Genomic DNA, 25,211 nt, shown 5'->3' with positions numbered 1-25,211 from the left:
CGCGTTGGCGCAGGGTCTGACATATGGCGTTCAGTAGGGTCCGGTGCTTTCCGGCAGTATTCGGCGTTATCCAGAGTGGTCCGGCGTCGTCCGGTCGGTTTGAAGCGTTCACTCTAACGAGGCACGCGGACTCGAATGTTGACAGGGATCAAGCGAGCCCCAGATCGGCGCGATCCGGCAACCGCCGAAAACAAAAAACCCACTGCAAGCAGTGGGCTTTCGTATTGCCGGCGACGTCGGACGCTCGGGTCGGGCATCTGACATCCCCCTCGACGACGTGTCGTCAAAAGTCGATCGTGTCGACCGGCAAATTCCGGGAGCCGCGATTACGCGAAGTTCTTCGCCGCGAAATCCCAGTTGACCAGATTCCAGAATGCCTCGACAAACTTCGGACGGGCATTGCGGTAATCGATGTAGTAGGCGTGTTCCCAGACGTCGATCGTGATCAGCGGCTTGTCGGCGCCGGTGAGCGGCGTTGCGGCATTGCTGGTGTTCACGATATCGACCGAACCGTCGGCCTTCTTCACGAGCCACGTCCAGCCCGAACCGAAGTTACCCACGGCCGACTTCGAGAACGTTTCCTTGAAGGCGTCGAACGAGCCGAACTTGGCGTCGATGGCCTTGGCCAGATCGCCGCTCGGTGCACCGCCGCCCTTCGGCGACAGGGTGTTCCAGAAGAAGGTGTGGTTCCACACCTGCGCTGCGTTGTTGAACACGCCGCCCGACGACTTCTTGATGATGTCTTCGAGGCTGGCGTTTTCGAATTCGGTGCCCTTGATCAGGTTGTTCAAGTTGGTCACATACGCTTGGTGATGCTTGCCGTAGTGATACTCCATCGTTTCCTTGGAGATGGTCGGCGCCAGTGCATCGATGGCGTACGGCAGTTCAGGGAGCTTGTGTTCCATGGCGATTGTCCTTTGTGCTCTGAGGGGAACCCGATTTTGCGTATCCGGAGCCATCGATTCTAGGGCAGATGCGAAAACCCCGCAAACGCAACGGGTACTTGGTTTGCCGCACTCTGCCGTACCAATGTGACGATTGTTCGCCGATCCCGTCCAATCGATGCACGATGCCTGCGATTCGCCAGGATTGACGAACCGGGGGCGACTAAAAAGTATCGTCAAGCCTGACCTGGACATCACCAATGTCCACGTCCGCCGCCCCGTCGGCCAGATGCATCGTCACTTGCTGGCCGCGTTGCAATTTTCTCGGGTCGCGCAGCGGCTGACCCTTCGCGTCGAGCACCGCGGCATACCCGCGTTGCAACGTGCGGCGCGGGTTGAGTAATTCGAGCTGTGCTGTAGCGTCCGTCAAACGCTGTGCCGAGCGCTCCACGCGGCGTGACATCGCATGACGAATACGCTGAGAGAGCAGCGCGACGCGCTCGTGCTGCGGCGCAACATCCGGGACGGCGCGCGCCAGCCGCAGACGCAGCATCTCGAAGCGGCTGCGACGCTGAGCCAGCGGGCGCTCGAGGGCGTGACGCATCCGGTCCGCCAGATGCGCCAGCTCGCCGCGCTGGCGCGTCAGACGCTCGCGAGGCGACACCAGCCCGCGCGACAGGCTGTCGAGTTGCTGGGCACGTTGCTCCAGCGTGCGCCGCATGGCGCGGCTCAGACGCTGACGTTCGCGCTCGACTTCGCGCAGACACTCGTCGCGCGCTGCGGTAATCAGTTCGGCAGCGGCCGTGGGCGTGGGAGCCCGCACGTCCGCCACAAAGTCGGCAATCGTGAAATCCGTTTCATGCCCCACGCCGCAGACCACCGGCAACTCGCTGCGGGCAATGGCCTGGGCCAGCACTTCTTCGTTGAAGGCCCACAGATCCTCGATGGAACCGCCGCCACGGCACAGCAGAAGGGTGTCCACTTCACGACGGGCATTGGCCGTGTCGAGCGCCGCCGCGAGCTTTGTCGCGGCGTCGGTCCCTTGCACGGGTGCCGGATAGACAACGATCGAGACGTGCGGGGCGCGCCGGGCGAGCGTTGTCAGCACGTCGCGCAAGGCCGCGGCCTGCAATGACGTGACGACGCCCACGCGACGCGTATAACGCGGCAAGGCGCGCTTGCGTTCAGCGTCGAACAAGCCGGCAGCGGCGAGCTGCTCCTTCAGACGCAGGAAGGCTTCGTAGAGATTGCCCTGCCCGGCGCGACGGATCGCCTCGACGTTGAGTTGCACCTCGCCGCGAGGCACATACATGGAGAGCAACGCCCGGACTTCGACGCGGTCTCCCTCTTTGGGCGAGAAGTCGGCGTGCTGGGCACGACCGCGGAACATCACGCAGCGCATCTGCGCCTGTGCGTCCTTGATCGAAAAATACCAATGGCCGCTCGCCGCGCGCGTGAAGTTGGAAATCTCGCCGCTGACCCACGCCAACGGGAAACTGCGCTCCAGCACGCCGGCAACGGCCTTGTTCAAATCCGAAACACTGAGCACGCGATCCGCACCACCAAGGGGCCGGGCGTCGTCGAAAGATAGGTTCATGCGTGTGCGCTGACGAAAAACTGTCCACAGGCCCGCTAATTTAAGGGTTTTCGGGTCCGGACGCCCGATATTTCCTACATCGCAATGCCAAACCCTTGATTCTTGGGGGTTTACGAGGCGCCACCCAGGCGCAGAACCCGGCGATTTCGGGATCGTCGCCAAGATATATGTCCGATAGACAACATGTGCACATAGTTATCCACAGACAGGCGGTGAAATCTTGGGAAATGTCAGCTTGCGGTGGTTTTCATTTCTGAAACCGTCGACTGCCCACTTTTTCATCACGAGCTAAAAAGTTCCTTCACGTCAAAGAGTTGCCAAAGGTATCCCAAGGTTGTCCACATCCTTGTGCTCGGATGATGTGGAAAACGGTGCTTGCCCATCCCCCCCCTGCACGCTACAGTTCGGACTCGTTTTCCCCATCCCCTGCAACAAGCAAGAGGTCGTCTTTGTTTGCCGTCATCCAGGCCGCCGGCTGGCCCATCTGGCCACTTCTCATCGCTTCCGTCATCGCCCTCGCCCTGATCGTCGAGCGCGCCCTGTCTTTGCGCCGCACGCGCGTACTGCCGGGTGGCGTACTTGAAAATGCCATCACCCTTGCCCGTCGCGGTGCCGCCAAGCAAGAGGCCACCGACGCGCTGGCCCGTGGCTCCATGCTTGGCCGTGTGCTGGCCACCGGTGTGCGTTTCGTCGCCCACAACCCGCATGGCCCGCGCGAAAGCGCGAAAGAGGCGCTGGAGGAAACCGGGCGCGCCGTCGCCCATGAACTGGAGCGCTTTTTGCCCGCGCTGGGCACGATCGCGTCGGTCGCGCCGCTCATGGGCCTGTTCGGCACCGTGGTCGGCATGATCGAGATCTTCGGTGCGCAGGACGCCACCGGCACCGATCCGGCCCAGTTGGCGCACGGCATTTCGGTGGCGCTATACAACACCGGCTTCGGGTTGATGATTGCGATTCCCGCCATGATCTTCTATCGCTACTACCGCACCCGCGTCGACGCGTTCCTCGTCGAACTCGAGACGCAAGCCGTTCATTTTCTCGATGCCACGCTGCCGCGGCATTGATCCGAGAGACACGCGATGAATTTCCGTCGAGGTCTCTCCACGCGCGACGAGCCGGAGATCAATCTGATCCCGCTCATCGACGTGCTGCTCGTCATCCTGATCTTCCTGATGGTCACGACGACCTACACGCGTTACACCGCGCTCAAGGTCAATCTGCCCACGGCCGACGCGGAAAAGGCTGTCGTGCCGCCGCGTCAGGTCACCGTCTCGGTCGGTGCCGATGGCAGTTACGCCATCGACCGGCATGCGCTCGCGCAGCGGGATATCGCAAGTCTCACGGCCGCCCTGCGTCAGGCTGCAGGGCCGTCGAATCCCGGCGCAGAGTCTCCCGTCATCATCATCAACGCTGACGCCAAGAGTGCCCATCAGTCGGTCATCAACGTGATGGAGGCCGCGCGTGAAGCCGGCTTGTCGCGCCTGACCTTTGCGGCACGCTCGACGACGGCGCACGACGCGCCCGCGCCACCGTCCCGATGACATCATCCCCGCGCCCAGACAACGTGAACGGCGCTCGCGCGCGCGCGCTCGTACCGCGTCTGTCGGGTTCGCTGGTGCATTGGGTCAGCGCGCAATGGCAGCGACGGGGGCTCGTGGCGTGGCTGCTATGGCCGCTCTCGTGGGGGTTCGGGGCCATTGCTGCGTGGCGGCGCATGTGCTTTCGCCGGGGCTGGAAACCGTCGACGCGACTGCCGGTACCGGTCGCCGTGGTCGGAAATCTCACGGTAGGCGGCACCGGCAAGACGCCGACCGTCATCGCGCTCGTGGGTGCGCTGCGCAAACACGGCTACACGCCCGGCGTGCTCTCGCGCGGTTACGGCGCGAAGCTCTCGCAACCGACGGAAGTCGGGGTGGCGGCGCGCCCCGAAGATGTTGGCGACGAACCGCTGTTGATCGCCAAACGCACGGGCGCTCCGGTGTGGGTCTGGCCGTCGCGTGTGGAGGGGGGCAACGCCTTGCTTGGCGCGCATCCGGAATGCGACGTGATCGTTTGCGACGACGGCCTCCAACATTACGCGCTCGTGCGCGACGTCGAAATTGCCGTGTTCGATCACCGGCTCGGCGGCAACGGGTTTCTGTTGCCCGCGGGGCCGCTGCGTGAACCATTGTCGCGTCGGCGCGACGCCAACCTGATCAACGACCCGTACGGCCGAACGCTTCCCGAGTGGCCCGACACGTGGCGATTGACGCTCACGCTGGGCAACGCCTGGTGTGTCAGCCAGCCGTCGCTCACGCGTGCGCTTTCGCACTTCGCGGGCAAGCGCGTACTGGCGGCTGCGGGCATCGGCGCGCCCGAGCGCTTCTTCGCAGCGCTGCGGGCCGCAGGACTCCAGGTCGATACGCTGGCGTTGCCCGATCATTACGACTTTGCAACGAATCCGTTCGACGGCGTTGCAGCCGATGCCATCCTGATTACCGAAAAGGATGCAGTAAAATGCGTCACCTGGTCCGACCCGCGTGTGTGGGCCGTGCCTGCCGAGGCGGCGCTCGATGCGCGCCTCGTATCACTGGTAGTGGAGAAATTGCGTGGACAACCGACTGTTTGAGATTCTCGTCTGCCCGCTGTGCAAGGGCCCCCTGGAATTCGATAAGAAAGCCCAGGAGCTGATTTGCCACGCCGACAAGCTCGCTTATCCCATTCGCGACGGCATTCCCGTCATGCTGGCCGATGAAGCGCGTCAGTCTGTCGAAGGCACGCCCGTCCCGCTGAACGACGACAAGCCCGCATCGTGAGCGATTCGAAGTCTATCGGCGCTGCCGTCGAATTCGTCGCCGTGGTGCCTGCGCGCCTCGCGTCGACGCGCCTGCCCAACAAGCCGCTTGCCGATATCGACGGCAAGCCGATGGTCGTGCGCGTGGCCGAGCGCGCACGCGAATCGGGCGCGCGTCAGGTTGTGGTCGCTACCGACGCGCAGAGCGTCGTCGACGCCGTCTCGGTGCATGGCTTCGATGTCGTGCTCACGCGTGCGGATCACCCGACGGGCACCGATCGTCTTGCCGAAGTCGCGGTCCAGCAGGGCTGGTCCGACGACACCATCGTCGTCAACGTGCAGGGCGACGAGCCGCTCATCGATCCGCGTCTGGTGCATGCCGTAGCGGCGCATCTGGCCGAGCATCCGGAATGCGCACTGTCGACGGCGGCACACCCGATTACCGATAACGCGGAGATCTTCTCTCCGAACGTCGTCAAGGTGGTGCTCGACTCGCATAGCCGCGCCCTGTATTTCTCGCGTGCGCCCATTCCGTGGTCGCGCGACGCGTGGTCTGCCGGGCTTGCCAATACGGCCACCCTGCCCGCTTCGACCACGCCGATCTTTCGTCACATTGGCCTGTACGCCTATCGCGCCAAGTTCCTGCGCAGCTATCCGAGCCTGCCTCAGGCACCGGTCGAGACGGCCGAATCGCTCGAGCAACTGCGTGCGCTCTGGCACGGTGAGCGCATTGCCGTTCTCGTAACCGACGACGCGCCGCTTCCCGGTGTCGATACGGCAGAAGATCTCGAACGCGTGCGCGCGCTACTGAAAAACTGACGTCCTGGTTCGTGCGCGATCACGCACGAATCCGGGCTTCCACGCGCCCGCGCAGCAGCTGCGCACGTGTCCCGGAAATCGCACCGGTACCACATCACCACGTCTGCAAAACGCCGCCGGGCGGGCATGACGTGGCATAATCGCTCTGATTCTCGCGAGCAGACCTCCGGTCGCGCGCGTCGCGCCCCTGCCGAGCGCGTCGTCTGCGCGCAGCGCGGTTGGCCGGTCACCGGACCCGCAACCGCCGCAAAGCACCGGCGACGGACTGCCTGCCGCACGCACAGCATTCACAAATCACAAACTTTCAGGAGTCATCGATGCGTCTGATTTTGTTGGGGGCACCCGGGGCCGGCAAAGGCACCCAAGCCACTTTCATCAAAGAAAAATTCGGCATCCCGCAAATCTCGACCGGCGACATGCTGCGCGCCGCGATCAAGGAAGGCACCCAGCTCGGCCTCGAAGCCAAGCGATTCATGGACTCGGGCGATCTCGTGCCGGACGGTGTCATCATCGGCATGGTGAAAGAGCGTCTGACGGCCGACGACTGCAAGAACGGATATCTGTTCGACGGTTTCCCGCGCACGATCGCGCAGGCTGAAGCCATGAAGGACGCTGGTGTCGCCATCGACTTCGTGCTCGAAATCGACGTGCCGTTCGATGAAATCATCACGCGTATGAGTGGCCGTCGTATGCACCCGGCATCGGGCCGCACGTATCACATCAAGTTCAACCCGCCGAAGGTCGAAGGTCACGACGACGTGACTGGCGAGCCGCTGGTGCAGCGCGACGACGACAAGGAAGAAACCGTCAAGAAGCGCCTCTCGGTGTACGAGTCGCAGACCAAGCCTCTGGTGGCCTACTATTCGGATTGGGCCAAGCACGGTAGCCCGGGCGCGATTGTCGAGGCACCGCAGTATCGCAAGATCTCGGGCCAGGGCAGCGTGGACGAAATCCGCGCCCGCGTGTTCGACGCACTGAAGTAAGCCGGTCATCGTCGCCCGTGACCCGGTGTTCCGATTCACCGATCCAGGTCCGGCCAACGTCAATGATGTAACGCCATAAAGAGGCGGCCAGTTCACACTGCGCCGCCTTTTTTGCCAAAGGAGGATGACGCATGGAAATTCAGGGCAATGTGTTTCTGATCACCGGTGGCGCCTCGGGGCTTGGCGCGGCCGCCGCACGCTGGCTTGCCGGACTCGGCGCGAAAGTCGTCGTCGCGGATGTGAACGTCGACGAAGGCGAAGCGCTCGCAGAGAAACTCGGCGGCAAGTTCGTCAAATGCGATGTCACGCGCGAAGAGGACGGCAAGGCCGCCGTCGCTGCGGCGCAGACGCTCGGCACACTGCGTGGCCTCGTCAATTGTGCGGGCATCGCCATCGGCAGCCGGACCGTCGGACGCGACGGGCCACATCCTCTCGACACCTTCACCCGCGTCATCCAGATCAACCTGATCGGCACCTTCAACATGATCCGCCTCGCCGCAACCGCCATGAGTCAGGGCGAGCCGAACGGCGAAGGCGAGCGTGGTGTGATCGTCAATACGGCGTCGGTCGCCGCTTATGACGGTCAGATGGGACAAGCCGCGTATGCCGCGTCCAAAGGCGGCGTGGCAAGTCTGACGTTGCCGGTGGCTCGGGATCTGTCGCGCAGCGGGATCCGCGTGATGACCATCGCCCCCGGGATCTTCGAGACGCCGATGATGCTCGCCATGCCCGCCGAAGTGCAGGCGTCGCTCGGGCAGATGGTGCCGTTTCCGCCTCGTCTGGGTAAGCCGTCGGAATACGCAATGCTCGTAGAGCAGATCGTCCGCAATCCAATGCTCAACGGCGAGGTCATTCGTCTGGACGGCGCTATCCGGATGCAGCCGAAGTAAGACGCGCACCGCCATACCGCGCCTTCCAACGCATTGCTGCATTGCACCAAAATGTCGCGCAGACTGTGACTACAATGGAATGCCGACCGTAACTTGCGGTCGGCTCTGACACCGGTTTTCACGATCCCGACCGGTGCCCGCGCATCGTCCCCCGTCGTCCCCGAGGCAGGAGGCTGGCATGAAATCACTGGCGCAACAGATGTCGTTTTACCAGCGCTATCACCGCAGTCCCAAGAATCGTCTGACCCATTTCTTCGGCGTTCCCATGATCGTCCTCGCGGTGATGCAGGTCTTCTCTTGGGTGCCGCTCGGCCCGAGCGGCCTGAATGCGGCGCATGTGATCGTGCTGGTATTGCTGATGTATTACTTCCTGCTCGATGTCCCGCTCGCGCTCGCGATGACGACCTTCTTCGCGGTGCTGCTGGCCGTCACGCAACATCTCGCGAAACTCTCCTGGCCTTGGGCGCTGACCGTGTTCGGTGTGCTCTTCGTCGGCGGCTGGATCGTGCAACTGATCGGCCATCACTTCGAAGGCCGCAAGCCTGCCCTGCTCGACAACATCTTCCAGATCTTCATCGCACCAATGTTCCTGATGGCGGAAGTGTTCTTCCATTTCGGCTACAAGCCGGGCCTGAAACGACGCGTGCAGGAACTGTCGATGCAATCGGTCTGAGCGCCGGGCGTCGCAGCGAGCGAGGTGCCGGGCGAGAGCAAACAGCGCGAAAAACACGAATTGCACGAATTGTGAATCGCGCCGCTGCAAATCAAAACGCCAGCCGGTTGAAGCCGTCTGGCGTTTTTCATGAACCGCCGCGCGAAGCCCCCGGCACGTTGCGCGAGCCTCGCGGCCAACGACTCGCTACCCGTGACTGCCGGGACGGCGGCTGAGATCGTCGAGCACCTGACGAATCGCGTCGGCATCATCGGCTTCGGGACGCTTGCTCAGATACAGTTCAAGATCGTCCTGCGCCGGGCGCACCAGTCCCAGCCGCGCATAAGCCAGCCCGCGATCGCGTTTCTCCACAGGATGATCGGGCAAGACGAGCACCATGCGCTCCTGCACCGCCAGCAACCGCTCCCAGCGCTCGTTCTGCGTATAGATGGCGCGCAGATTGCGGAGCATACGAGCGAGGATTTCGCGCGGCGTTGCAGGCTCGAGAAACGGATGCAGCAACGCCCACAGCGCCAGCTCCTGAATCGGCTCGGCGCTTTCGTCGCGGTAGTGTTTCAGATATGGCTCGACCATCTCCAGCAACCGTTGCGGCGAGAGCGAATTGCCCGAGATCGGATCGATGACGACGTCGCCCGCCGGCACGGCTAGCCGTAACAGGAAATGACCGGGGAACGACAGGCCACGTAGCGGCAGGCCGATCTGGTGACCGATTTCCATGCACAGCACGGCCAGCGAAATGGGAATGCCGCGACGACGGTCCAGCACCACGTGCAGGTGGCTGTTGTCCGGATCGTAATAGTCGTTCTGATTGACCGTGAAGCCGAGCTCACGGAAGAAGAAGTGGTCGAGCAGTTGCAGCTTCTGCAACGGCCCGGCATCCGGCGGCAGACGCTTGGCCAGACGCGCGGCAAGGGCGTCGATCTGGGTCAGCGTGTCCTGCACGTCGAGATCGGGATAGACGTCCTGCGCGATTGCGATGGCCGCCTCGGTCAACGGCAAGCCGTCGTCGGACGCAACCAGCGCAGCAAAGTACTCCAGAAATCGATTCGCCATGCGGTATCCGTGGATTCCGCCGCGTTACCGGACCGTCAGTCGATCACGAATGGATCACGTGTGAGTCCGTCGGCGGAAGAAGGAGAAGTTGAACCCCATGAGGAATAATGCCCCGAAATACACCACGGCGCATAGCACCAGACTCGCCCCGAGCAGCGCAATACGGGCCAGCGGCCGGGCACCCAGCGCGACCCAGTCGAAACTCTGGGTGAACCACAGCAGCACCCCGGCCAGAATCAGGCAGGCCGCCAGCAGTTGCACGAAAAACAGCCGCCAGCCCGCCTCGGGCCGGTAGATACCGCGTTTATACAGCCCCGCGAACAACAGGGCGGCGTTCATGCACGCGCCCACGCCAATCGACAGCGACAGTCCGGCATGGGCGAACCAGCGCACGAACAGCAGGTTCGAGAGCTGCGTGGCGATGAGTACCACGATGGCAATCTTCACCGGCGTCTTGATGTCCTGCTTTGCGTAGAAGCCCGGCGCGAGAATCTTGATGAGAATCAGGCCGACGAGCCCGACACCGTAAGCGGTCAGCGCATGCGCCGTCATCACCACATCCGTCGCATCGAAACGGCCGTATTGATAAAGCGTTGCGGTCAACGGCTCGGCGTAGACAAACAAGCCGACCGCGCTGGGCATGGCCAGCAGGAACGTGAGGCGCAGGCCCCAGTCGAGCAGCGCGGAGTACTCGGCCGCGTCGCCATCGGCATTGGCGCGCGACAGGCTCGGCAGCAGGATCGTGCCCAGCGCCACGCCCAGGAGCGCCGTGGGAAATTCCATCAGGCGGTCGGCGTAGGCCAGCCACGACACACTACCCTGCGCGAGCCGCGAGGCGATGTTCGTGTTGATGATCAGGCTCACCTGCGCGACCGACACGGCGAGCGTTGCAGGCACCATTTTGGCGAGCACCCGCTTCACACCGGCGTTGCGAAGCGCTGCGGCAATGTTGATGGTGATGCGCGGCAGCATGCCGATACGCGCAAGCGCCGGGAGCTGGATAACCAGTTGCAGCACCCCGCCGACGATCACGGCATAAGCCAGCGCGTAGACCGGCGTCTGCAGATGCGGGGCCACCCACAGCGACGCGACAATCGAGCTGACGTTGAGCAGCACCGGTGCGAACGCGGGCATCGAGAACTGACGCCACGTGTTGAGCACCCCCGCGGCGAGCGTCGTAATGGAGATCAGGGTGATATAGGGGAACATCACGCGCGTCATGAAGACGGCGGCGTCGAACGTGCCGTTCTCGTGCGCGAGGCCGGTCGCAACGGCGTAGACGACCCCGGACGCCCCAAGCACCCCGGCAATCGTGATCGACAGCAGCACCCAGAACAGCACCGTCGTGACGGAGTCGACGAGGGTTTTCGTCTCTTCTTCGCTACGCTGAGATTTGAATTCGGCCAGAATTGGCACGAATGCCTGGGAAAACGCCCCTTCGGCGGACAAGCGGCGTAACAGGTTGGGAATGCGGAACGCCACGTTGTAGGCGTCGGTCATGGGACCGGCACCAAACATGCGTGCGATAAGAATTTCACGGACCAGACCGGTGATGCGCGAAAGCATCGTGAAACCGCTGACCGTAACGAGAGCTTTGAGCAAATTCATGTTGCGCGTATTATACGCACAGCATTGCAGCAAAGAAGTTGCAATTTCCGTTTCGCTTCGGCTATAATCGACGGTTTCGAAGTCAATGGATTGCTTCCTGGCCACCGTGTCTCCCAGGGAGCCGAGCCAAACTGCATAGAAGCCGCATCAGGCGGAGCAATTCAAGGAATTCACCGAACATGGCAAATACCGCACAAGCACGCAAGCGCGCGCGTCAAACCGTTAAGATCAACGCCCACAACTCGGCGCTGCGTTCGCGTCTGCGCACGGCTGTGAAGGCTGTCCGCAAGGCAATCGCCACTGGCGACCAAGCCGCTGCAAAGGAAGTCCTGCGCACGTCGGCCAAGACGATCGACATCATCGCTGACAAGAAGATCGTCCACAAGAACACCGCTGCTCGCCAAAAGAGCCGCCTGTCGGCCGCCATCAAGGCGATGTCGGCTGCTGCCTAAGACAGCGTAAGCTGCAAAGCAGAACAAGTTGCTTGCCGGTTCCGACTACGGTCGGGACACTAAAAAGCCCGCTTCGTGCGGGCTTTTTTCTTTTGGGGACTCACTGACGTCTCGCGTCACACCCCACCTCTGGCCAAGCAGTGTCCCGGCATTGTCCCGTTACACCTCCGTAATCCGCCCCCCTCCCTTCCCCCCACCCCTCGCTTCCTTTGTCCATGCGCTGAACGCTTTGTTTTAGCCTGCGAATCCCTACACCATGATGCACCGGCTACGGCTGTTCGAGTGCGTTGTGCAGGGCGAAACACGTCCGCCACACGAAAAGCGTGGCGCGCCGCGACAGACCGCCAAAGAGACCGAGAACGCTGAAGAAGTACCGCGAGAAGCGATGGATGCGCCGAAACGGCGTAGATGCGACAAATCGACGGTGAGTCAGGGCCAGAGGCCCGGCACTCACGTCTGGCCGAAAACGGCCAAGGGGGAACTATTTGACGTCGGGAACGAAGCAGGCTTCCGTCATCTGCAAACCGTTGTCACGGGCAAAACTCATCACGAAATCGAACATTCTCGGCTCGATGTCGCGCAATCGCTCGTCTACAACGACGCACTTGACGTCACCTACCATCGTCGGACGCACATAGGGGGAGTACTGCATGTATGCGTTCGGGCCAGAATTGCTTCGGCCGCAGAACGACACGGCGCCGCACAGACGCTCCGCCCAGTCACTCGGACGAAACTTCTTGCCATCCAAAGTCAGCCCCTGGATGAAATACTCGCGCGCGGAAACCTGGTCGGTCATATCGCTCAATCACCTCAAAAAACACCTGGACGGCCATACCGCGGGTAGCGTAGCCGACAGAGACAGTATTATATCTTATATAAGACTCAAACCCGTCCCCCCTCCATTGCCGCAGATGTTTTTTTCGGTCTTGCCAGCCATGTCTGGCTGTGCAGCAGCGGGCTAGATAATACGCTTTTCGTGTGACGACAAAACGATTTGGTAGACTAGGGGCCGTTCCCCAGAAGCCAGCAACCGGTAGAACACCTTCACGAGCCTGATCGGGGGACAGGCCTCAAGGCTTGTTCGTCGTGCCGAACGCGTCCGAGTTCCCAGCGAATGTATGCTGAATTCACGCGGTATCGGCCTCCAGCAGAACATCCAAATGACCACCGCCAAAGCCATCAAGCATTACCTGCAGTTTTCGGATCTGACGCTCGACGAGTATGACTACGTGCTCGAGCGCACCCGCATCCTCAAGAAGAAATTCAAAAACTACGAGACCTACCACCCGCTGCACGACCGCACGCTGGCGATGATCTTCGAGAAGAGCTCGACCCGCACGCGTCTGTCGTTCGAAGCCGGCATTCACCAGTTGGGCGGCCACGCCGTGTTCCTGAACACGCGCGACACGCAGCTCGGCCGCGGCGAGCCGATCGAAGACGCCGCACAGGTGATCTCGCGCATGACCGACATCATCATGATCCGTACGTTCGGTCAGGAGATCATCGAGCGCTTCGCGCAGCACTCGCGCGTGCCCGTGATCAACGGCCTGACCAACGAATATCACCCGTGTCAGGTGCTGGCGGATATTTTCACGTACTACGAGCATCGCGGCCCGATCAAGGGCAAGACCGTGACGTGGATCGGCGACGCCAACAACATGTCGTACACGTGGATTCAGGCTGCCGAGATCTTCGGCTTCCAGTTCAATATCTCGACGCCGCCGGGCTACCGCCTCGATCAGTCGATGGTGGCCGAATCGAGCCGTCCGTTCGTGCGCGAGTTCGACGACCCGCGTGAAGCTTGCGAAGGCGCCGACCTCGTATCGACCGACGTCTGGACGAGCATGGGTTTCGAAGCGGAAAACGAGGCGCGTAAGGCCGCTTTTGCTCAATGGTGCGTGAACGCGGACCTCATGCAACGCGCCAAGTCGGACGCGCTCTTCATGCACTGCCTGCCCGCGCACCGCGGCGAAGAAGTGGCGGCAGAGGTGATCGATGGCGCGCAGAGCGTCGTCTGGGACGAAGCCGAGAATCGTCTGCACGCGCAGAAGGCGCTCATGGAGTTCCTGATGCTGGGCCGTGTTTAATACGCACGTCCCGCGGACATGGCAGACGTAGTAGACGAATAACGCCCGGACTCGCGCAATGCTGTCCGGGCGGCTTCCCGAATCTCCCCGCTTGGCCACACACGACGGGCCTTCGCCTGCGTCCCGAATCCCTTCTCTTCCCCACCGCAAGTAACGTTCCGCTATCATCGCTGACGCGCTGCCGTCCCTTGTGGACAAACGCTCATGCGCGCTCATAGCGGCACATCGTAGTTCGCGTCACCCGTCAGAACATTTTGGAATTTGCACCATCGCGGGGCGAATTCGTTGTGCAATGCACAAAATGCGGACGGGTGGACGTCCGAAACGTGCTAGCATGAATTCACGCTTGGCCCCGAATGGGCCGGGCATATCGACTCTCCATCGCGACTTTCGCTCGCATTCGACACAGCATTCGGTCATGACGCAAAACGCTACGCAGTTCGACAACGTTTCCGTAATCAAGCGCGCCAACACCTATTTCGACGGCAAGTGCGTTTCGCACACCGTTCTGTTCCCGGACGGTACGCGCAAGACGCTGGGCGTGATTTTCCCGGCCACGCTCCAGTTCGGCACCGATGCTCCCGAAATCATGGAAGTCACGGGCGGGCGCTGCCGCATTCGCCTGGCCGGTCAGACCGAGTGGCAGGAATATGCCGCGGGTCAGGAATTCTCCGTGCCGGGCAACAGCAAGTTCGATATCGAGGTCGTGGAGACGCTCGATTACGTTTGCCACTACGGCTAACCGTACGGCCAGCATCGCGACGGCGCGGGCGCTTCTGCCGCGCCATCGCCCTCTCGGCCGGTTCAGCGCGGCCCGGCGCCGCTTCCCACTATGTCGCGACTGCCTTTCGAATCCGCCGACAATGCTGCCGGCCACACGTCTGATGGGTCTGAGGTTTCAGGATCGTCCGACACTTCCAGCGCGTGCGCTGCGACGCCGCCCGCTGCACAGGCCGAGACCTCTGCGCACCTCCCGCCCGACACTGCCGAAACACCCGATCGCGCGCACACCAACGCCCCCGTAAAGAAAGTACCGAAAGCGAAGCCCGCAAAGAAACCCGAGAGAGCCGAGAGAGTCGATAGCGACACCGATCTCGAGCCGACCGACGTCCCGCTGCTCCCGCCAGGTGGCCCGCGCACTCGCGCCAAATCGACGAAACCGTCGCGCAGCCGCAGCAGCAACGTGAAACGCAAAGGCATCGACCTGGGGCTGCAAGGCGGTGGCGCACACGGCGCATACACGTGGGGCGTGCTCGATAAATTGCTGGAAGACGGGCGTCTGGAATTCGAAGGCATCAGCGGCGCGTCCGCAGGCACGATGAACGCGGTGGTGCTCGCGCACGGTCTGCTGGAGCGTCCCGGCGTCGATCCGCGCGAGAAAGCGCGTGAAGCGTTGCACAGCTTCTGGTTGGGCGTCTCGCAAGCGGGCTCGTCGGCCACCGCCTGGGCGCAAACCGTCTTCAGCTGGCTCAACGGCCGTCCCACCGAATACCCGGTCTGGCACGACTGGATGCAGAGCATGCAGCAGTGGATGATGCCGTTCTCGCAACCACCGGCGGAGATCAACCCGTTGCGCACCGTGCTCGAAGCCCAGGTCGATTTCGAGCGGCTGCGCGAGAGCACCGCGACCCATCTGTTCGTCTCCGCGACCAACATCCGCACGGGCAACATCCGTATTTTCCGCACGCACGAAATCACGCTCGACGTTGCGATGGCGTCGGCCTGTCTGCCGTGGCTGTTCAAGCCGGTGAAGATCGACGAAGACTTTTATTGGGACGGTGGCTATCTCGGCAACCCAGCGCTCTACCCGTTCTATTACGAGACGGTCACGAGCGACATTCTGATCGTACACATCAACCCGATCGAGCGCAAAGAGAAGCCCGTGCTGCCGGGGCAGATCATGAATCGCGTGAACGAGATCACGTTCAATGCGTCGCTCCAGCGCGAATTCCGCGCCATCTCCTTCGTGCACAAACTGATCGATGAAGGATGGATCAAGCCGGAGTTTCGCGAGCGTCTGAAGTACCCGCTGATTCACTCGATTCGCGCCGACAAGGAGCTGTACGACTTGTCCTCGTCGACAAAATTCGTGACGGACTGGCATTTCCTCACGACCCTGCGCGACCGCGGCCGCGAGGCGGCGGCCCGCTGGCTCGACGCGCATTACGCAGACGTCGGCGTACGCTCCACCGTCGACCTGCGCCGGGACTATCTACAGCGCTTGCCCGACGCGACCGCCATCAAAGCATGAGTGGTTCGGGCTCGAGTGCGATGCCAAAGCGTTCCTGCACGCTGGCCTGCACGGCGCGGGCCAGCGCCACGATATCGGCACCGCTCGCCCCGCCGCGATTCACGAGCACCAGCGCCTGACGCTCATGCACGCCCGCATGGCCCAGCGACTTGCCGCGCCAGCCGCACTGATCGATCAGCCAGCCTGCCGCGACTTTCCAGGTGCCGTCCGGCTGCACATAGCCGACCGCCTGCGGGAAACGCCCGCGCAGCGAATCGAACGTACCGGCATCCACTACGGGGTTCTTGAAGAAACTCCCGGCGTTACCCAGTTCAGCCGGATCAGGCAGCTTGCGACGGCGAATCTCGACCACCGCATCAAATATCTGCCGGGCGGTGGGCCGCTCGATGCCGGCCTCGGCGAGCGTGCGCGACACGTCCGCATAACCCGTCACGGCCTGCCACGGCTGCGGCAAACGCAGCGTGACGGCCACGATGATGTAGCGCCCCGGCTCGCGCTTGAACAGCGAATCGCGGTAGCCGAAAGCGCAGACGTCGTGGGTGAGCGTGACGAACGCGCCGGTGGTCGTATCAAGCGCGCGCACCGCGAAGCAGCGCTCGGCCAGTTCCAGCCCGTAGGCGCCGATGTTCTGGATGGGCGCCGCGCCCAGCGTGCCCGGAATCAACGCGAGGTTTTCCAGTCCGGCACAGTCTTGCGAGAGCGTCCAGTCGACGAAATCGTGCCAGACCTCGCCAGCGCCGCCGCGCACGTAGCGTGCGTGCGGATCGGCGGGATGGTCCGCGAGACGCTCGCGGCCGCGAATGGCCATGCGCAGCACCACGCCGTCGAAATCGCGCGTGAGCACGACATTGCTGCCGCCACCGAGCACGAGACGCGGCAGGCCCGCCAGTTCGGGCATGGCGAGCGCCTCGAGAAGCGCCGCTTCGCTGTCGATGGTCACGACATAGCGGGCGGCGGCCGGCAGACCGAAGGTATTGAAGTCGCGCAGGCTGACGTCGCGTTGCAACTGAGGCATGGAGTATGAGCAGGCCAGTGGGGGGCGCCGAGCCGGACATCGCCCGGAAGGGACGCGGGACCGACGGCTGAATTACAATATCGGGCGAAAGAATTTTGCGCATCATTATACCGGCCGTGCGAGCGCGTCCCGTGCCCGGCGAATCGTCACCGAATCGTCAGGCGCACTGCCCCCCGAATGATGCGCACAGGCAGACAACTGCCAGCGGACTCACACAGCGCGCCCCGCGTGCCTTTTCACGAACCCTTTGTATTTCAGGAGAGCCAGATGCCATCGTTTGACGTGGTTAGCGAAGCCAACATGGTAGAGGTCAAGAACGCCATCGAGCAGGCCAACAAGGAAATCTCGACGCGCTTCGACTTCAAGGGATCGGACTCGCGCGTCGAGCACAAGGAGCAGGAACTCACGCTCTTCGCCGACGACAACTTCAAGCTCGATCAGGTCACGCAGGTGCTCATCGCCAAGATGGCCAAGCGCAATGTCGACGTGCGTTTCCTCGACTACGGCAAGGTCGAGAAGATCAGCGGCGACAAGGTCAAGCAGGTCGTCAAGGTCAAGAAGGGCGTCGAGGGCGACCTGGCCAAGAAGATCGTGCGCATCATCAAGGACAGCAAGATGAAGGTCCAGGCGAGCATTCAGGGCGACAGCGTGCGTATTGCGGGCGCCAAGCGCGATGACTTGCAAAGCGCCATGGCGCTGCTGCGCAAGGACGTCACCGACACGCCGCTCGACTTCAACAACTTCCGCGACTGAGCGTCACGATTCGCGTTCGCGCCTGTCCTCGCCGCGGCTTTTCGGCGAAGACAGGCACAAAAAACCCGCAGACTCGCTGCGGGTTTTTATTTTCCGGCGGTGGCCGGACTTGGCTGGACACGGCCGGATGACGGCCCAGGCTTGCGCTTACTTCTTCTGTCCGATGCGGCTTTCCTTGCCCGCGATCAGCTTGCCGATGTTTGCGCGATGTCGGTAGATCAGCAACATCGCCATGACGATCACTGCCGGGGAATACGGCCCGAACCCGAACATAAAGACGTAATACAGCGGCGCAAACACTGCCGCGACCAGCGCCGCAAGCGACGAATAGCGGAAGAAGACGGCGATGATGAGCCACGTCGCCATCACCGCGAGGCCGAGAATCGGGCTGATGGCGAAGAGCACGCCTGCCGCCGTCGCCACGCCCTTGCCGCCCGCAAAGCGCAGGAACACCGGGTACAGATGGCCGAGGAAAACGGCAAGCGCCACGGCCGCCAGACCGAAATCGCCCACGCCCCACGCTTCGGCGAAACGCTCCGCGAGAAAGACGGCGAGCCAGCCCTTGAGCGCGTCGCCGATCAGCGTCAGCACCGCGGCCTTCTTGTTGCCCGAGCGCAGCACGTTGGTGGCGCCGGGGTTGCCCGAACCGTAACTACGCGGGTCCGCGAGACCCATCGTGCGGCTGACGATCACCGCAAACGGCACCGAGCCGATCAGATACGCGATAACGATAAAAACCAGTGTGGCCATGAACTTCGTGGGTGAGGAGATTGGGTAATGGCCGCCATTCTACTTGAGCCGCCTCGCCTCCCCATTCTGGCAAACACGGGGTTGCGCCGCGCCTCGGGGACAGCCCCGAAATTCCGGAAGCCCGACACCGTCGTTAAATCACGGATCCCGGGATCTCCCGCCGGAAACAATGGGCAATGTCCCCTGCGGGCCCAGACGCGCGAGCGCGCGGGGAGCGAAGGAAGGTCAGTCGGTGAGTGCGACGTTCACCGGCGTGGGCGCAAGCACGCGCACGATTTCGGACGGGGCCATCGACACGAGATACCCGCGACGCCCGCCATTGATGTAGAGCCTGGGCAGTTCGAGAATCGACGCTTCCACGTAGACCGGCATGGTCTTGCGTGTGCCGAACGGGCTCGTGCCGCCGACGAGAAACCCCGAATGACGATTCGCGACGTCCGGCTTGCACGGCTCAATGCGCTTGCATCCCGCCTGACGCGCAAGGGCCTTGGTCGACACCTGACAATCGCCGTGCATGAGCACGATCAGCGGCCGGGCTTTTTCGTCTTCCATCACGAGTGTCTTGACGACAGCATGCTCGTCCACGCCCAACTGGCGCGCAGACTCCCCCGTTCCGCCATGCTCGACGTAGTCGTAGACGTGCTCGGTAAATGCCACTTTGTTTTGCTTCAGAAACTGCGTGGCCGGCGTTTCCGAGACGTGTTTGGTCTTGCTCATGGGCGCCTATTGTAATAAATCGCGCCGGTGCTGCGGTCCCGGAATGCCGCCCGCTGTCCAGGCCCTCCCGGCCTTCCCGGCCTTCCCTGTCGCGTCACGGCCGCCGCATTACAATGCGCGCATGTCCCCCATCACCGACACCCCCCATATTCCCGATCTCGTCGACACCTCGCGCGAAGATGCCATCGCCGCCGAGTGGCTCGCACATCTGCCCGCCCGCATCGACACCTTGCCCGCGCGTATCGCTGCGCACACGCCCGCACGCATCGCGCTGATCGACGACTTCGGCCGTCTGACCTACGGCGAGCTGACGAGCGTCGTGGCCGCCTGCACCGAGCGCCTGCGCGTGCACGGCGTGCGCGGCGGCGACCGCGTAATGATCGTCGGCGAGAACGGCATCGCGTATGTCGTACTGCTGCTTGCCGTCGCCGCGCTTGATGCGTGGCCGCTGCTTTGTAATGCACGGCTCTCGCCGGCGGAGTTGCACGTGATCCGCGATCACGCCCAGCCGCGCTGTGCGATCTACACCGTCGACGCCTCTCCCGACGCCGCCGCGCACGCCCGCACGGACGCCGCCAAAGTCGTCTGGACGGAACTTGGGCTGGGCGCCATTGCCGTGTCCGATGCCGATGCCGAGAGCCTCCCCGAGCCGGTACAAAGCGATCCCGCAGCACAATGCGCGGCGCTGATCTACACGACGGGGACGACCGGCACGCCCAAAGGCGTGCGTCTCTCGCATCGCAACCTGATGTTCATCGCCGCTGTGTCGAGCACGCTGCGACGCGTGAGTGCGGACGACACCGCCTACGGGGTGCTGCCGATCTCGCACGTCTATGGGCTGACGTCGGTGTGTCTGGGCACGCTGTACGCCGGCGGCACGTTGCGCCTCGCCGCGCGCTTCACGCCCGAGGCCGCGCTCGACTCGCTCGCTCACGACGGCCTGACGATTCTGCAAGGCGTGCCCGCCATGCACGCGCGTCTGATGGCATATGTGGCAACGCAAGGCGCCTCGCTCGTCGCCCCTCGCCTGCGCTTCGTCTACTCGGGCGGCTCGCCGCTAGACGCTGCGCTCAAGGCACGCGTCGAAGCGTTCTACGGCCAGCCGATCCACAACGGCTATGGGCTCACCGAGAGCAGCCCGACCGTCGCCCAGACCCTGCTCGACGCCCCTCGCGACGACTGCGCCGTCGGCCATGCCATACCGGGCGTGGCGGTGCGTATCGTGGGCGTGGACGGCAAAGACCTGCCCGACGGCGACGTCGGCGAACTCTGGGTGCGCGGCCCGAACGTGATGCTCGGCTACTACCGCGCCCCGGCACTGAGCGCCGCCACGGTGACGCAGGACGGCTGGTTACGCACCGGCGATCTCGCACGTCGCACGGCAGACGGCGCCCTTTTCCTCGCCGGACGCGCCAAGGAACTCATCATCCATTCGGGCTTCAACGTCTATCCGCTCGAAGTCGAGCAGGCGCTCGCGAGCCATCCCGACGTGCTCCAGGCCGCCGTGCTCGGACGCCCCGAAGAGGGCAACGAGCAGGTGATCGCGTTCGTGGAAGCGCGCCCGGGCCATGTCATCGACGTCGACGCGCTCGCCGTGTGGGCCGCGACGCGGCTCGCGCCGTACAAGCGTCCCGCCCAGATTCGCGTGCTGGACGCCCTGCCCGCCGCCTCCACGGGTAAGGTGCTCAAGCACAAGCTGCGGGCGCTGCTGTAACGGCCTTACCCGCGCGGGTGATGCTGCGCGTGCAGCGATTTGAGACGCTCGCGCGCGACGTGCGTGTAGATCTGCGTGGTGGAGATGTCGGCATGGCCGAGCAGCAACTGCACCACACGCAGATCGGCGCCGTGATTGATCAGATGCGTGGCGAAGGCGTGGCGCAGCGTGTGCGGCGAGAGCGGCGCGCGAATGTCCGCCTGCAAGGCGTAGCGCTTGATCAGATACCAGAACGCCTGACGCGTCATGCCCTCGCCGCGTTGTGTAACGAAGAGCGTGTCGCAGGCGCGGCCGTTGAGCAGCACGCCCCGGCTCTCGGCCAGATAGCGCGTGAGCCAGCTATTGGCCTCTTCCCCGAACGGCACGAGCCGCTCCTTCGCGCCCTTGCCGAAAATGCGCAGCACGCCCTCGTTCAATCCCACCTCGATGGTCTTGAGCGCCACCAGCTCCGACACGCGCAGGCCGCTCGCGTACATCAACTCGAGCATGGCGCGATCGCGCAGGCCAAGCGGCTGCGTGAGATCCGGGGCGGCGAGCAATGCCTCGACCTGCGCTTCCGATAACGTCGACGGCAGACGCTGCGCACGCTTGGCCGATGCGATGCGCAAGCACGGGTCCTGCTGCACGACGTGTTCGCGCAGTGCCCATTGATAGAAGCGTTTGAAGACGGACAGGCGACGATTCACGCTGCTCGCCAGACTGTCGCGACGCCACGCCAGATAGTCGGAGAGCGCCGCCTCGTCCACGCCGTCGAGCGCCATCTCCTGCTTTTGCGCCAGCCACTGTGCAAACAAACGAAGATCGCGACGGTAGGCGTCGAGCGTATTGCGCGAGAGACCGTCTTCGAGCCAGATCGTGTCGCAGAACTGGTCGATGAGCGTGGCGCTGCGCTCGTAAGTGATACCCAAGCCGGTACTCAAGCCGTAGCTCCTTCCTGGGCGAGCGCCCATTCGACGTGTTCGCGCACCAGCGCAGAGGGATGATCGCGGCGCGCGAGCAAGGCGTCGCGCATGGGCGTACGGGCCTCGGCATCGAGCGTCTCGCGCAGCGCATTGCCCAGCCCGACGGCCAGATTGCGCAGCCACCGTTCATGGCCGATCCGACGAATCGGGCTGCCCGCGAGCCGACCCATGAAATCCGTTTCGCTCCATGCAAAGAGTTCGACGAGCGACGCGCTGTCGAGCCTGTTGCGCGGAGCGAAATCGGTGAGCGGCGACGGCTGCGCAAACTTGTTCCACGGACAGTAGAGCTGACAGTCGTCGCACCCGTAGATACGATTGCCCATCTTCGCGCGCAGCGCCTCGGGAATCGCGCCTTTGTGCTCGATCGTCAGATACGACACGCACAGCCGTGCGTCGACACGGAACGCTTCGGTGATCGCCCCCGTCGGGCAGACATCGCGGCATCGCTGGCATTGACCGCAGTGCTCGCCGCGTTCGACGTTCGCGCCGTCGGTATCGACCGGCAGCGGCACGTCGACGAAAATCTCGCCGAGAAAGAAGAGCGAACCCGCCTCGCGCGAGAGCAGCAAAGTGTGCTTACCGCGCCAGCCGAGCCCGGCCTTCTGCGCGAGTTCGACTTCGAGCACCGGGGCCGAATCGGTAAATGCCCGGTACCCGAAAGGACCGATCGCATGCGTTATGCGATCCGCGAGTTGTTGCAGACGGTTACGCATGACCTTGTGATAGTCGCGTCCGCGGGCATAGAGCGACACGACGGCCTCGCCCGGCATTGCCGAGCGCGCCGCTTCGCGCTCGCGCCAGTGCGTCACGTCGGTGTCGCTTGGGAGATAGTTCATGCGCACGCTGACGACGCGCACCGTGCCGGGGACCAGTTCGGCGGGCCGCGCGCGCTTCATGCCGTGGGCGGCCATGTAGTCCATGTCGCCATGGCAGCCATCGTCGAGCCACTGTTGCAAACCCGCTTCGGCATGCGAGAGATCGGTGTCCGTGATGCCGACCTTCGCAAAGCCCAGCTCGCGCGCCCATGTGTGAATCTGCACCGCAAGCGCTGCCAGTCCCTCCGGATCGAGGGGGCGGGACGTCGCAATGTCGCGCGAGGGCGACACTTCCGAAGCCTTCGGCGGTGTCGATGGCTCGACTTGTGCGGCGGTAGCGGGGAAAATCACGGAAGCTTTCATCGACTCCATTTTACGCAATGCCCGCCATGCCCGATTCATCGGCGCCGCCCCTGCTGGGTGAGCGCATCTTCGCGCTGCCGAACGAAGCCGCCACCGAGGCCTTCGCGGCGGCATTCGCACGTGCCATCGTGGAGCGCATGGCCCATACCGACGCCGCCCACGCAGGCCTGCACGTGCAGCTCTCGGGAGACCTCGGCGCGGGAAAAACCACGCTCGCGCGGGCGGTGTTGCGCGCGCTCGGTCACACGGGACGTGTCAAAAGCCCCACCTACGCGCTGTGTGAACCATACAACATCGACACACCACACGGGGTGTTGCCGGTCTATCATTTCGATCTATACCGCTTTGCCGATCCGGCCGAATGGCATGACACGGGCTTTCGCGAGCATTTCGCGGGCGACGCCCTGTGCCTGGTCGAATGGCCGGAAAAAGCCGGAGGTCATCTGGGCACCCCCGATTTGATCTTTTGCCTGGAACCTGTGGGCGAGAGTCGCCGTCTGACGACGAGCGCCTACACGCCGGCCGGACTTGCTTGCCTGAACTCATGCTGATCAAACGCTTCGCCCGTACCGACGACGCTTCATCGCCCAATGCCGGCCGCCGCCGCGCATTGCGCGCTGGCGCATCGACGTTGATTCTCGCCCTCACCGGCCCTCGTCTCGCGTTTGCCAACGCCATTGTGGCGGTGCGCGTCTGGCCGGCCCGGGACTACACACGCGTCACGCTCGAGACCGACAACCCGGTCAAATTCCAGCAGCAGTTGATGGAAAGTCCGAACCGCTTCGTCATCGATCTCGACGAAGTGGATCTAAGTCCGGCGCTGCGCGACCTCGTCTCCAAGATCCAGCCGAACGACCCGCAGATCTCCCAGGTGCGCGTGGGGCAATTCAAGCCCGGCGTCGTGCGCATGGTCTTCGACCTGAAGGCCGGGGTGAAGCCGCAATCGTTCACGCTGCCGCCGGTCGCCGGCTACAAGTACCGCACGGTGTTCGACCTGTACCCGGCCGTCGAGCCCGATCCGCTCATGGAACTGCTCGCGCAAACCGCCAACAAGGCCCAGGCGCTCTCGCAGAACACGCAACCGTTGCCACCGTCACGCCCGTCGTCCGGTGGCGCCACGCCGAGCACGGAAGAGAGCGAAGCGTTCTTCCAGCGCTACGCGCAACGCGAGCAAAACGCGCGCGGCTCGCGTCCCGCACCGACGCCCTACCCTGCTGCGCCCGATAAAACACCGCCGCTGGCGCAACGCAACGACGACGATAACGACGACCTGCCTGCGCCGCCGCGCGGTCCGAAAACGGCTCGCCTGCTCACCATCGCCCTCGATCCCGGACACGGCGGAGAAGACCCCGGCGCCATCGGCAGCAGCGGCACGTACGAGAAGGTCGTGGTGTTGCAGATCGCCAAGCGGCTGCGCGAGAAGATCAATGCGCAGCCGAATATGCGCGCGATGATGACCCGCGACGCCGACTTCTTCGTGCCGCTCGGCGTACGCGTGCAGAAAGCGCGCCGTGTGGACGCCGATCTGTTCATGTCGATTCACGCAGACGCCTTCACCTCGCCCTCGGCCAACGGCGCCTCGGTGTTCGCGCTGTCCGAGCGTGGTGCAACGAGCGCGACGGCACGGCTGCTGGAGAAGACGCAGAACGCCTCCGATCTGATCGGCGGCGTGAACATCAAAACCAACGACCGCACGGTGGCGCATGCGCTGCTCGATATGTCGACGACCGCACAGATCCGCGACAGCAAGGTGTTCGGCACGGCGCTGCTCGCCGAGATCGGCACCGTGGCGGACCGGCTGCATAGCAAGAATGTCGAGCAGGCCTCGTTTGCGGTGCTCAAGGCGCCGGATATTCCGTCTGTGCTCGTCGAAACCGCCTTCATCAGCAACCCCAAGGAAGAGCGGCGTCTGAACGATCCGGCCTATCAGGAACGGCTCGCCAATGCGCTGCTCAAGGGCATCAAGGCCTATTTCGCCAAGAATCCGCCCATCGCGAAGAACCGCACGGCCTGACGTCCAACCCCAAAGAAAAATGGCGCGTCCGAAACCGG

General features: G+C 63.4%; 26 protein-coding genes. 16 read left to right on the top strand and 10 right to left on the bottom strand.

Annotation, left to right across the window (positions count from 1 at the left end):
• Positions 1-326 precede the first annotated feature (326 nt).
• Entirely contained in the window at positions 327-905 is a 579-nt protein-coding gene (sodB, locus tag ACIPHM_RS11440; protein ID WP_309396603.1) for a superoxide dismutase [Fe], read from the bottom strand.
• A gap of 202 nt (positions 906-1,107) precedes the next feature.
• Entirely contained in the window at positions 1,108-2,481 is a 1,374-nt protein-coding gene (xseA, locus tag ACIPHM_RS11435) for an exodeoxyribonuclease VII large subunit (protein ID WP_400327880.1), read from the bottom strand.
• Between the two features lie 449 nt (positions 2,482-2,930).
• Between xseA and ACIPHM_RS11430 the strand changes: the two genes are divergently transcribed.
• From ACIPHM_RS11430 to ACIPHM_RS11395, 8 genes are all read left to right on the top strand, one after another.
• Entirely contained in the window at positions 2,931-3,545 is a 615-nt protein-coding gene (locus ACIPHM_RS11430; protein ID WP_400327878.1) for a MotA/TolQ/ExbB proton channel family protein, read from the top strand.
• A gap of 15 nt (positions 3,546-3,560) precedes the next feature.
• Positions 3,561-4,022: an ExbD/TolR family protein gene (locus tag ACIPHM_RS11425; protein ID WP_400327876.1), complete on the top strand. Its 462-nt coding sequence runs from the start codon at positions 3,561-3,563 to the stop codon at positions 4,020-4,022.
• Positions 4,019-5,089: a tetraacyldisaccharide 4'-kinase gene (lpxK, locus tag ACIPHM_RS11420; protein WP_400327874.1), complete on the top strand. Its 1,071-nt coding sequence runs from the start codon at positions 4,019-4,021 to the stop codon at positions 5,087-5,089. The genes ACIPHM_RS11425 and lpxK overlap by 4 nt, the downstream gene beginning before the upstream one ends.
• Positions 5,070-5,276 (top strand): Trm112 family protein, encoded by a 207-nt coding sequence (locus tag ACIPHM_RS11415; RefSeq protein WP_400327872.1) that lies wholly within the window; start codon positions 5,070-5,072, stop codon positions 5,274-5,276. The genes lpxK and ACIPHM_RS11415 overlap by 20 nt, the downstream gene beginning before the upstream one ends.
• Before the next feature lie 14 nt (positions 5,277-5,290).
• A complete protein-coding gene (gene kdsB / locus ACIPHM_RS11410; RefSeq protein ID WP_400328250.1) occupies positions 5,291-6,073 on the top strand; it encodes a 3-deoxy-manno-octulosonate cytidylyltransferase in 783 nt (260 codons plus the stop codon).
• 317 nt (positions 6,074-6,390) lie between these two features.
• Entirely contained in the window at positions 6,391-7,056 is a 666-nt protein-coding gene (adk, locus tag ACIPHM_RS11405) for an adenylate kinase (RefSeq protein WP_400327870.1), read from the top strand.
• 131 nt (positions 7,057-7,187) lie between these two features.
• A complete protein-coding gene (locus tag ACIPHM_RS11400; protein WP_400327869.1) occupies positions 7,188-7,946 on the top strand; it encodes an SDR family NAD(P)-dependent oxidoreductase in 759 nt (252 codons plus the stop codon).
• 178 nt (positions 7,947-8,124) lie between these two features.
• On the top strand, positions 8,125-8,619 hold the full coding sequence (locus tag ACIPHM_RS11395; protein ID WP_400327868.1) for a DUF962 domain-containing protein: 495 nt from the start codon (positions 8,125-8,127) through the stop codon (positions 8,617-8,619).
• A gap of 186 nt (positions 8,620-8,805) precedes the next feature.
• On the opposite strand, the gene ACIPHM_RS11390 is transcribed toward ACIPHM_RS11395, so the two are convergent.
• Both ACIPHM_RS11390 and murJ read right to left on the bottom strand, forming a co-directional pair.
• Entirely contained in the window at positions 8,806-9,672 is an 867-nt protein-coding gene (locus tag ACIPHM_RS11390; protein ID WP_400327867.1) for a SirB1 family protein, read from the bottom strand.
• A 54-nt stretch (positions 9,673-9,726) separates the two neighbouring features.
• A complete protein-coding gene (gene murJ, locus ACIPHM_RS11385; RefSeq protein ID WP_400327865.1) occupies positions 9,727-11,280 on the bottom strand; it encodes a murein biosynthesis integral membrane protein MurJ in 1,554 nt (517 codons plus the stop codon).
• Positions 11,281-11,459: 179 nt separating this feature from the next.
• Between murJ and rpsT the strand changes: the two genes are divergently transcribed.
• Positions 11,460-11,732, top strand: coding sequence for a 30S ribosomal protein S20 (gene rpsT, locus ACIPHM_RS11380; protein WP_010807144.1), 273 nt, complete (start codon positions 11,460-11,462; stop codon positions 11,730-11,732).
• A 481-nt stretch (positions 11,733-12,213) separates the two neighbouring features.
• On the opposite strand, the gene ACIPHM_RS11375 is transcribed toward rpsT, so the two are convergent.
• Positions 12,214-12,528 (bottom strand): DUF3579 domain-containing protein, encoded by a 315-nt coding sequence (locus ACIPHM_RS11375; protein WP_039400937.1) that lies wholly within the window; start codon positions 12,526-12,528, stop codon positions 12,214-12,216.
• Positions 12,529-12,892: 364 nt separating this feature from the next.
• Here ACIPHM_RS11375 and argF point away from each other — a divergent pair, with 364 nt between their 5' ends.
• The 3 genes from argF to ACIPHM_RS11360 all read left to right on the top strand — a co-directional run bounded on the left by argF (position 12,893) and on the right by ACIPHM_RS11360 (position 16,070).
• A complete protein-coding gene (gene argF / locus ACIPHM_RS11370; RefSeq protein WP_400327862.1) occupies positions 12,893-13,819 on the top strand; it encodes an ornithine carbamoyltransferase in 927 nt (308 codons plus the stop codon).
• A gap of 418 nt (positions 13,820-14,237) precedes the next feature.
• The gene (locus ACIPHM_RS11365; RefSeq protein ID WP_069341969.1) at positions 14,238-14,561 is read left to right on the top strand and encodes a pyrimidine/purine nucleoside phosphorylase; all 324 of its coding nucleotides are present in this window, start codon (positions 14,238-14,240) and stop codon (positions 14,559-14,561) included.
• A 441-nt stretch (positions 14,562-15,002) separates the two neighbouring features.
• Positions 15,003-16,070: a patatin-like phospholipase family protein gene (locus ACIPHM_RS11360; protein WP_400327860.1), complete on the top strand. Its 1,068-nt coding sequence runs from the start codon at positions 15,003-15,005 to the stop codon at positions 16,068-16,070.
• Here the strand turns inward: ACIPHM_RS11360 and murB are convergent.
• On the bottom strand, positions 16,060-17,085 hold the full coding sequence (gene murB / locus ACIPHM_RS11355; protein WP_400327858.1) for a UDP-N-acetylmuramate dehydrogenase: 1,026 nt from the start codon (positions 17,083-17,085) through the stop codon (positions 16,060-16,062). The two genes, ACIPHM_RS11360 and murB, sit on opposite strands and share 11 nt — an antisense overlap.
• Before the next feature lie 267 nt (positions 17,086-17,352).
• Between murB and ACIPHM_RS11350 the strand changes: the two genes are divergently transcribed.
• Positions 17,353-17,838, top strand: a complete 486-nt coding sequence (locus ACIPHM_RS11350; RefSeq protein ID WP_400327857.1) for a YajQ family cyclic di-GMP-binding protein — start codon at positions 17,353-17,355, stop codon at positions 17,836-17,838.
• Positions 17,839-17,985: 147 nt separating this feature from the next.
• On the opposite strand, the gene plsY is transcribed toward ACIPHM_RS11350, so the two are convergent.
• Positions 17,986-18,588 (bottom strand): glycerol-3-phosphate 1-O-acyltransferase PlsY, encoded by a 603-nt coding sequence (plsY, locus tag ACIPHM_RS11345; protein WP_400327855.1) that lies wholly within the window; start codon positions 18,586-18,588, stop codon positions 17,986-17,988.
• A 225-nt stretch (positions 18,589-18,813) separates the two neighbouring features.
• Complete coding sequence (locus tag ACIPHM_RS11340; protein WP_400327853.1) at positions 18,814-19,305, bottom strand: aminoacyl-tRNA deacylase; 492 nt, start codon at positions 19,303-19,305, stop codon at positions 18,814-18,816.
• Between the two features lie 121 nt (positions 19,306-19,426).
• Here ACIPHM_RS11340 and ACIPHM_RS11335 point away from each other — a divergent pair, with 121 nt between their 5' ends.
• Entirely contained in the window at positions 19,427-21,019 is a 1,593-nt protein-coding gene (locus tag ACIPHM_RS11335) for a class I adenylate-forming enzyme family protein (RefSeq protein WP_400327851.1), read from the top strand.
• Positions 21,020-21,024: 5 nt separating this feature from the next.
• Here ACIPHM_RS11335 and xerD read toward each other — a convergent pair whose 3' ends face one another.
• Both xerD and queG read right to left on the bottom strand, forming a co-directional pair.
• Entirely contained in the window at positions 21,025-21,969 is a 945-nt protein-coding gene (xerD, locus tag ACIPHM_RS11330) for a site-specific tyrosine recombinase XerD (RefSeq protein WP_400327849.1), read from the bottom strand.
• The gene (queG, locus tag ACIPHM_RS11325; protein ID WP_400327847.1) at positions 21,936-23,168 is read right to left on the bottom strand and encodes a tRNA epoxyqueuosine(34) reductase QueG; all 1,233 of its coding nucleotides are present in this window, start codon (positions 23,166-23,168) and stop codon (positions 21,936-21,938) included. Before queG ends, xerD begins: the two co-directional genes overlap by 34 nt.
• Before the next feature lie 8 nt (positions 23,169-23,176).
• Here queG and tsaE point away from each other — a divergent pair, with 8 nt between their 5' ends.
• Both tsaE and ACIPHM_RS11315 read left to right on the top strand, forming a co-directional pair.
• The gene (gene tsaE, locus ACIPHM_RS11320; protein ID WP_400327845.1) at positions 23,177-23,710 is read left to right on the top strand and encodes a tRNA (adenosine(37)-N6)-threonylcarbamoyltransferase complex ATPase subunit type 1 TsaE; all 534 of its coding nucleotides are present in this window, start codon (positions 23,177-23,179) and stop codon (positions 23,708-23,710) included.
• On the top strand, positions 23,692-25,173 hold the full coding sequence (locus ACIPHM_RS11315) for an N-acetylmuramoyl-L-alanine amidase (protein WP_400327843.1): 1,482 nt from the start codon (positions 23,692-23,694) through the stop codon (positions 25,171-25,173). The genes tsaE and ACIPHM_RS11315 overlap by 19 nt, the downstream gene beginning before the upstream one ends.
• Positions 25,174-25,211: the final 38 nt, after the last annotated feature.

Origin of the sequence: Pandoraea sp. NPDC087047 (genome assembly GCF_044745225.1) — a bacterium.
GTDB lineage: Bacteria > Pseudomonadota > Gammaproteobacteria > Burkholderiales > Burkholderiaceae > Pandoraea.
This window is presented reverse-complemented; position numbering and strand designations above follow the sequence as displayed.